This window comes from Sandarakinorhabdus sp. (genome assembly GCF_031430775.1).
Lineage (GTDB): Bacteria > Pseudomonadota > Alphaproteobacteria > Sphingomonadales > Sphingomonadaceae > Sandarakinorhabdus.
Window position 1 is genome coordinate 1 of sequence record NZ_JANPCD010000173.1, and the last position, 7,198, is coordinate 7,198.

9 protein-coding genes are annotated in these 7,198 nt (G+C 65.5%); 2 read left to right on the forward strand and 7 right to left on the reverse strand.

The window, feature by feature from the left end:
• From fliF to mnmA, 4 genes are all read right to left on the reverse strand, one after another.
• Positions 1-1,350 (reverse strand): flagellar basal-body MS-ring/collar protein FliF (fliF, locus tag RMQ73_RS11295; RefSeq protein WP_310498343.1); only part of this gene is annotated, 1,350 nt, incomplete at its 3' end.
• 4 nt (positions 1,351-1,354) lie between these two features.
• Complete coding sequence (gene fliE, locus RMQ73_RS11300; RefSeq protein ID WP_310498344.1) at positions 1,355-1,696, reverse strand: flagellar hook-basal body complex protein FliE; 342 nt, start codon at positions 1,694-1,696, stop codon at positions 1,355-1,357.
• Complete coding sequence (locus RMQ73_RS11305) at positions 1,696-2,913, reverse strand: sigma-54 dependent transcriptional regulator (RefSeq protein ID WP_310498345.1); 1,218 nt, start codon at positions 2,911-2,913, stop codon at positions 1,696-1,698. Before RMQ73_RS11305 ends, fliE begins: the two co-directional genes overlap by 1 nt.
• A gap of 175 nt (positions 2,914-3,088) precedes the next feature.
• On the reverse strand, positions 3,089-4,207 hold the full coding sequence (mnmA, locus tag RMQ73_RS11310) for a tRNA 2-thiouridine(34) synthase MnmA (protein ID WP_310498346.1): 1,119 nt from the start codon (positions 4,205-4,207) through the stop codon (positions 3,089-3,091).
• Positions 4,208-4,344: 137 nt separating this feature from the next.
• Here mnmA and RMQ73_RS11315 point away from each other — a divergent pair, with 137 nt between their 5' ends.
• Together RMQ73_RS11315 and RMQ73_RS11320 are read left to right on the forward strand one after the other, a co-directional pair.
• A complete protein-coding gene (locus RMQ73_RS11315) occupies positions 4,345-4,590 on the forward strand; it encodes a DUF1153 domain-containing protein (protein ID WP_310498347.1) in 246 nt (81 codons plus the stop codon).
• A gap of 137 nt (positions 4,591-4,727) precedes the next feature.
• Entirely contained in the window at positions 4,728-5,435 is a 708-nt protein-coding gene (locus tag RMQ73_RS11320; RefSeq protein ID WP_310498348.1) for a response regulator transcription factor, read from the forward strand.
• A 34-nt stretch (positions 5,436-5,469) separates the two neighbouring features.
• On the opposite strand, the gene RMQ73_RS11325 is transcribed toward RMQ73_RS11320, so the two are convergent.
• The 3 genes from RMQ73_RS11325 to RMQ73_RS11335 are packed head-to-tail and all read right to left on the reverse strand — an operon-like array spanning position 5,470 to position 7,132.
• Positions 5,470-6,255 carry an RNA methyltransferase gene (locus RMQ73_RS11325; RefSeq protein ID WP_310498349.1) on the reverse strand — a complete coding sequence of 262 codons (786 nt, stop codon included), beginning with the start codon at positions 6,253-6,255 and terminating at the stop codon, positions 5,470-5,472.
• Entirely contained in the window at positions 6,252-6,728 is a 477-nt protein-coding gene (gene nrdR / locus RMQ73_RS11330) for a transcriptional regulator NrdR (RefSeq protein ID WP_310498350.1), read from the reverse strand. Before nrdR ends, RMQ73_RS11325 begins: the two co-directional genes overlap by 4 nt.
• The gene (locus RMQ73_RS11335) at positions 6,728-7,132 is read right to left on the reverse strand and encodes a hypothetical protein (RefSeq protein ID WP_310498351.1); all 405 of its coding nucleotides are present in this window, start codon (positions 7,130-7,132) and stop codon (positions 6,728-6,730) included. Before RMQ73_RS11335 ends, nrdR begins: the two co-directional genes overlap by 1 nt.
• Positions 7,133-7,198: the final 66 nt, after the last annotated feature.

The following is a 7,198-nucleotide window of genomic DNA, read 5'->3' on the forward strand; positions in this document are numbered from 1 at the left end:
GGCGCCCGCGATCACCAGCACCGCCGCGCCGCCGACGGCATAGGGGCCGTAATTCTGCGCGGCGGGCGTATCCAGCCAGCCGCCGGAAGCATCGTCTGCAACCGGCGCAAAACCGCGCATCTGCACCTCGACGATATCGCCGCGCGCCGCGTCATAGCCAACCGCGCCGCGCACGATACGTACCAGATTGGGCAGGTCGCGCGCGCCGTTCTTGCCCAGCGCGGCCAGATCGATGACCACGGCAACCGAAAGCCGGCGCACACGGGGCGCAGCGCCGCGTGTCACCGAGACTTCCTTGCCGATTTCCCACATGCGGCTCGTTTGTTCTGCGGTGACATTTCCGGGTGCCGGCAAGGAAGCCGGCGCGGCGGGCGGCGTGGCGGATATCTGCGCGGCCTGAGGCGCCGTGTTGGACAGCGCGCCGGGAATGCCGCGCGCCGGTGCCGGCGGCGTATCGATGGAGCGGCTGGCCTGTTCTGATTTCAGTGTCCCGGCGGGCTGGAAGCGTTCGGAACTGGCCTCGTTCTGGGAAAAATCCACATCTGCGGCCACTTCGGCGGTGAATTTGCCAGCGCCGATCAGCGGTGTCAGCATCTTGACCAGCCGTTCGCGCACCAGTCCCTCAAGCCGGGCCTGATAGCCAAGCTGCTGGGCATCTCCGCCGATGCTGGCCGACAGCAATGTCCCTGTCTGGTCGACAACGCTGACCTTGTCGGGCGCCAGGCCGGCAACCGATGTGCTGACCAGCCAGACAATGGCGCGCACCTGCGCTTCGGACAGGGTGCGGCCGGCCGCCAGCGACACGAAAACGCTGGCAGATGGCGGCGCCCGGTCGCGGATGAACACCGAGGGTTCGGGTGTGGCAACATGGACGCGTGCCGATTTCACACCATCGATCGCCTCGACGCTGGCAGCCAGTTCGGACGCCAGCGCGGCCTTGAGCCGGGCGGATTCGACACTGCGCGAGGCGCCGAGCGGCATGTCGGCCAGGGCATCACCGCCCCGCGCCGCCTTGGGGAGGCCCTGCCCCGCCAGCATGATGCGCGCAGCGGCGATTTCGCTGCTCGCCACTTCGGCAGCGCCGGTATCGGGGTTGATCCGGTGCGCGAAATTGCTGCCGGCCAAGGCATCGGCCACAGCGGCGGTATCGGCATCGGACAAGCCCGGATGCAACGGACGCCAATCGGGGGAACGCAAGGCAACAAACAGCAGCAGCACGCCCAACAGCGCAGCGGTCACCAGCAGCGCCGGGCGGGCACGCTGTATCGCCGGGCTGCCGGCAACGGCGCGCGCACGGGCTGCAACGCCGGCAAAACTGGCAGGAAGCGGAATGGCTGCGGCGTCTGGCACGGCGCTACAGCGGCATGTTCATGACGTCCTTATAGGCACCAAGCAGGCGGTTGCGGACCTGCAAAGTGGCTTCAAAGGCAATGGAGGCTTTTTGACGGGCGATCATGACGCTGGCGAGATCATGGGTTTCGCCGCGTTCGAATGCGGCCGAGGCCGTGCCGGCCTGTTCCTGCACGGCACTGACAGATTTCAGCGCATCCTGCATGGCGGTCTGGAACGCCGGCGGCTGCGCAGGCTGGCCAATATTTTGCAGCCCGCCCAAAGACCCGCCCTGCAACGCTGTGTTTCGCGCCAGGATCTGCTGCCTGAGCGCCAGCACATTGCTGGTATCAACCGGCGGCAGCATCACTGGAACAGCGGCCGATGATCCGTGCCGGTTGCCTTGCCAGTTGCCATCCCGGCCAGCTTGTAACGCAAGGTGCGTTCGGAGATGCCAAGCCGCAGAGCGGCGGCCCGGCGGCTTGGCGCTTCGGCCAAGGCCCGACGGATAGTGGACTGTTCGTGCGCGCGCACCTGACCCGGCAAAGGAGCATGAGGTACGGCCACGGGCCATGCAGCTGCAGGCAGTGCAGCAGCAGGGTCGTTATCGAACATCAAGTCGGCCGGCGTGATGACGGCACCCGATCCCAGGATCATCGCCCGGTCGAGCACATTGCCCAGTTCGCGGGCATTGCCCGGCCAGTCATGGGCCATGAGCCGGGCCAGCGCCGCCTCTGTCGGCCACGCAATCGGCCCTTGCCCGTGTTGCAGCAGCAGATGGGCGGCAATGGCGATGATGTCCGGCCGCCGCTGCGCCAGCGGCAGGGTGCGCAGCGGAAACACCGCCAGACGATGATAAAGATCGGCGCGAAAACGCCCCGATGCCACGTCGCTGGCCAGATCGCGGTTGCCGGCCGCAACAATGCGGACATCGACCGGCACGGCACGCACGGCACCGACCGGCAGCACTTCGCGCTCTTGCAGCACACGCAGCAGCTTGGCCTGCGCCAGCGGCGGCAGTTCTGCCACTTCATCGAGGAACAGGGTTCCGCCATGAGCAGCACGCACAAGGCCGCAAGATGCGGCCTGTGCACCAGTAAAAGCGCCGCGCTCATGCCCGAACAAGGCTGCTTCCAGCATTGATTCGGAGAGCGCGGCGGAGTTGACCGCGACAAAGGGTCCGTCGCGGCGAGGGGACTGGTCATGAACAAGGCGGGCGAGCCCTTCCTTGCCGGTGCCGGTGGCACCTTCGATAAGTACGGAAACAGGGGCGCGCGCCACGCGGGCGGCAAGCGCCAGCAGAGCGCGGCTGGCCGGTGCAGACGCCGCAGGGCGGCCATCGGGTGCCGCAAAGGCAGCAATCAGCTGGACGGCAAAATCCTCGTCGCCCGGCGCCACCTTGAGATCGAGCCGATGCGGCAGCAGCACGGCCCGCGACCGGGATGCCTGCGCCGCAGTGACATGCCGGAAAATCGGCTGCTCGTCGGGGCCGACCACCGGCGTGCCATGCAGATCGATATCGGCAAGGCCGGGCAGCCAGAGCTGGATTGCGAGGGCGGCAGGTGCAGGCGGGGGACTGGACATGCCTCCCCAAAAGCAAGAGGCGTGCCAATTGCCGATTGTTAACCTTAACCGGGGAGAGGCTGGTTAACCAAAATCGAATTGTCAGAAACTTGACGGCGAAACGTCAATTTCCCGACGCCGGCGCGTCAAAAAACTGACGGGCCGACACAAGTTCAACGGCTGCAATTGCCAGGGCTTAAGCGGCGGCGTCCGCGATGTCGGCCGGGCTGGTGGCGAGGATGGTGCCGCCGCCCATCACCCGCGTGCCCAGATACGCAACCGCCGCCTGCCCCGGCGCGACGCCATATTGCGGCGCATCGAAAGCCAGCGCGTCACCGCGCCAGCGCGCATCAGCCAGCGGCGCCATCGATCGCACCTTGACCATCACCGGGCCATCAAGCGAACCCAGCCTGTTGATCTCGGAGACACTGGCGCCGGCAACCGCAAGCGCCCGGCGCGGGCCGGCAAGAACCTGGTTGGCGGCGGCGTTGATGGCAATCACGTACAGCGGCTCGGCATGGCCCCCCAGATCAAGGCCGCGCCGCTGCCCGACAGTGAACCGGTGCACGCCCATATGGCGGCCGAGCACCCTGCCCGCCGTGTCGACAATGTCACCGGGCCGCGCCAGATCGGGGCGGACCCGCTCCACGACCTTTGCGTAATCGCCGCCGGGCACGAAGCAAATGTCCTGGCTGTCGGGCTTCGCTGCCACCGACAACGCAAAGCGGCCGGCAAGGGCACGTGTCTCGGCCTTGTCCAGCCCGCCAAGCGGGAAGCGCAGATAATCAAGCTGGGCAGCCGTTGTGGCCCAGAGGAAGTAGCTCTGGTCCTTGCCCGGATCGACGCCGCGATGCAGTTCGGGACCTTCGGCGCCTTCGAGGCGCTGGACATAATGGCCAGTCAGCAGTGCCTCGGCGCCCAGTTCACGCGACAGGCGCAGCAAGTCGGTGAACTTGACCGACTTGTTGCATTCCACGCAAGGCACCGGCGTGCGTCCTTCGGCATAGGCCTGCGCGAAATTGTCGATCACCGCCGCCTTGAAACGGCTTTCCATGTCGATGACATAGTGCGCGATACCCAGCCGCTGTGCGACCTGGCGGGCATCGCGGATATCTGCGCCGGCACAGCACGCGCCGGGACGCGCCGCCGCAGCACCGGAATCATACAGCTGGAGCGTCACGCCCACCACTTCGCAGCCGGCCTCATGTGCCAGCGCGGCGACAACCGAAGAATCGACCCCGCCCGACATGGCAACGGCAACGCGTCGCCCGGCCAGCGGCGCGAGTATCTGCAAAGGAGAAAGCGGGGCGAGCATGATGAGCGCGCCTGTCGCGCCTTCGGCCCCAGGGGTCAAGAGGGTCAGGGTGGATCGGCTTAACTGCGGCGGACAGGCGCCGTGAAACAGCTTGGGGCAAGGCATAACAGAAGGGCGCGGTGGCCATGGCGCAGGATTTGGACGATTTGCCCCCCGTTGGAACCGTCCGCTGGGTGGCACGGCGCAAGGCGGCAATCTGCCGCGCCATTGCGCAAGGGCGGCTCGGCCGGGTCGAAGCCTGCACGCGCTACGGCCTGTCGGACGAGGAATTGTGCCTGTGGGAACATGCCCTTGCCTGCGCCGGCGAACCGGGCCTCAGGGTCACCCGGACTCAAATCTATCGCCCAGTCTTTGAGAAACATGTCGAAAGTGTTGCACAATGACCGCGATTCAGGGCGAAAAAGTCTCGGTCCCTCACTCGGGGCTTTACGTTTGGAACAAATTAATGCTTAACAGGTCTGGGGTCGGACCCGGGCACGTCGTGTCCGGAGCTGGCATTTTGTACCCGGAGATTATTCATATGCGCGTTCTTCTAGTCGAAGACGACCGTGCCATGGCCCGCAGCGTCGAGCGCATGCTCGATGAAGCAGGCTTTGAACACGAAAGTGCCGCCACAGGCGAATTGGCGCTGGAATATGCTCGCACCTATGAGTTCGATGTCATTCTTCTGGACCTCACCCTGCCGGACCTGAGCGGGCATGAAGTGCTGCGCCGCCTGCGCCAGTTGCGCATCAATTCACCAGTGCTCATCCTTTCGGGCGATGCCGAAACCACCAGCAAGATCACCGGGTTCGGCGCTGGCGCCGACGATTACGTCACCAAGCCGTTCGATAAGGACGAATTGCTGGCGCGTCTGCACGCACTGGTCCGCCGCAGCCAGGGCCATGCCCAGTCGCTGATCGTGACCGGGCCGGTCTCGATCGACTTGGCCGCGCGCTCCGTCAGTGTCGATGGCCGCCGTGTCGCGCTCACCGGCAAGGAATATGCCATTCTGGAAATGCTGTCGCTCCGCAAGGGCATGACGCTGACCAAGGAAATGTTCCTGACGCACCTTTATGGTGGCCGTGACGAGCCGGAACTCAAGATCATCGACGTGTTCGTCTGCAAGCTGCGCAAGAAACTGCACCTGGCTGGCGCACCGGCGTCGGGCTGCATCGAAACGGTCTGGGGCCGCGGCTATTCGCTGCGTGACCCGCAGCCGGAAACAGCGTTCGAGGCCGTGGCCTGAACCGAATACCCCCTCCCCATCGGGAAGGGGGTTTTCATGAAGATGGCTGGGTAGGGCGTGCGCGGTTGGCGCGCGGCGCTACAAGCCCCCTGACAATCCCGCGCAAGGATCGCACTTCTTCGCCGGAAAACTGCGGCCGCGTGAACATGTTGATCATCATGCGCTTCGCCGCCGCTGCCCGGCCTTCCTCGGGGCTGTAGTATCCGTGTTCGGCCAGCTTGGCGTCGATGGCGGTGATCAGGTCCTGCAGTTCGTTGTGCAGGGCCGGGCCGGGATGATTGATCACAGTCTCTGCCAGGCCGTCATGGCGCTGGCGCACCCATTCATAGCCCAGCACTGCCACGGATTGCGCGAGGTTCAACGATCCGAAATCGGGGTTGGACGGGATGGTGCAGATGGCATGGCATTGCAACAGATCGGCGCGGACAAGCCCGGTGCGTTCCGGACCAAACACCAGGCCGCCGCCAGCTGGCAAGGCGATGAATTCCTTGACCGCCTGGGTCGGCGTCACCACCCGCCGCGTCATGTCGCGCGTGTCCATCGCGGTGGCCAGCACCAGCGTCAGCCCCTTGCACGCATCTGCCAGGCTGTCATGCACGGTTGCGCCATCAAGCACGATGTCGGCGCCAACGGCTGATGGCCCGGCATCGGCGTTGGGCCAGCCATCGCGCGGCTGCACCAGCCGCAAGTCGGTCAAGCCGAAATTGAGCATGGCGCGCGCCACCGCGCCGATGTTCATGCCCAGTTGCGGCCGCACCAGAATGACGGCAGGCGGCGGCGCATCAATCGATGGCCGCACCAACGGTTCGGGACCAGTCATTCCGGTTCGCGGCTGCCGCGCACCGATGCGTTCAGGCCGCCGACGAATGTCTCGAAATCCTGAGCCTCGCGGAAGTCGCGGTAGACGCTGGCAAAACGGATATAGGCAACCGGATCGAGCGCTTGCAGCCCTTCCATGACCATTTCACCGACGATGCCGACCTCGATCTCGTTTTCTCCGGTCGATTCCAGCCGGCGGACCACGCCATTGACCAGCCGTTCGATGCGTTCGGGTGCGATCGGGCGCTTGCGGCAGGCAATCTCGATCGACCGCGCCAACTTGTCCCGCTCGAACACTTCCTTCTTGCCGGATTTCTTGATGATGGTCAGCTCGCGCAGTTGCACGCGTTCGAATGTCGTGAAGCGCCCCCCGCACGCAGGGCATTGCCTGCGCCGGCGAATGGCGCCGCCATCCTCGGTGGGACGGCTGTCCTTGACCTGCGTGTCATCGTTTCCGCAGAACGGACAGCGCATCAGCGGCCCTTGGTGATGGTGCGCAGATAGCCAAGTCCGCCGCCGATCACAGCGCCTACCACGGTGCCGAAGAACGGCAACACCAGGCCGGCCACCGCGCCGGCACCGGCGCCGATGGCGATATTCTTGCCCAGTTCGGTCGACAATATCTGCTTGCCGGTGTCCTGCGCCTGTTTGGCAGCATCGGCGACCTGCTTGCCAGCATCGCTGGACATCGCCTTGCCCATCAGCTCCTCGGCCTTGGCAAAGCCGGTTTCGGCGACCTCGGCGACCTTGCGGCCGGTGTCGGTTTCCAACAGCTCGCGGCCCTTTTGCACGGCCTCGTCTGCCAGCTTTTCGTACTTGCCCGGCGCTGTTTCGGGGCCGGCTGCTTCGTCCTTGGCGCTTTCGTCCGGCGTCGTCATCGGCCCTACTCCCGGTTCAATTCAGCCGGCGGGATAGATCGGAAAGCGTGCACACAAGGCGCGGAC

Bases quoted from the DNA above. Each gene is read 5' to 3' on its own strand.
- fliE (WP_310498344.1), bottom strand. From the start codon at position 1,696: ATGCTGCCGCCGGTTGATACCAGCAATGTGCTGGCGCTCAGGCAGCAG.
- RMQ73_RS11305 (WP_310498345.1), bottom strand. From the start codon at position 2,913: ATGTCCAGTCCCCCGCCTGCACCTGCCGCCCTCGCAATCCAGCTCTGG.
- mnmA (WP_310498346.1), bottom strand. From the start codon at position 4,207: ATGCTCGCCCCGCTTTCTCCTTTGCAGATACTCGCGCCGCTGGCCGGG.
- RMQ73_RS11320 (WP_310498348.1), top strand. From the start codon at position 4,728: ATGCGCGTTCTTCTAGTCGAAGACGACCGTGCCATGGCCCGCAGCGTC.
- RMQ73_RS11325 (WP_310498349.1), bottom strand. From the start codon at position 6,255: ATGACTGGTCCCGAACCGTTGGTGCGGCCATCGATTGATGCGCCGCCG.
- nrdR (WP_310498350.1), bottom strand. From the start codon at position 6,728: ATGCGCTGTCCGTTCTGCGGAAACGATGACACGCAGGTCAAGGACAGC.
- RMQ73_RS11335 (WP_310498351.1), bottom strand. From the start codon at position 7,132: ATGACGACGCCGGACGAAAGCGCCAAGGACGAAGCAGCCGGCCCCGAA.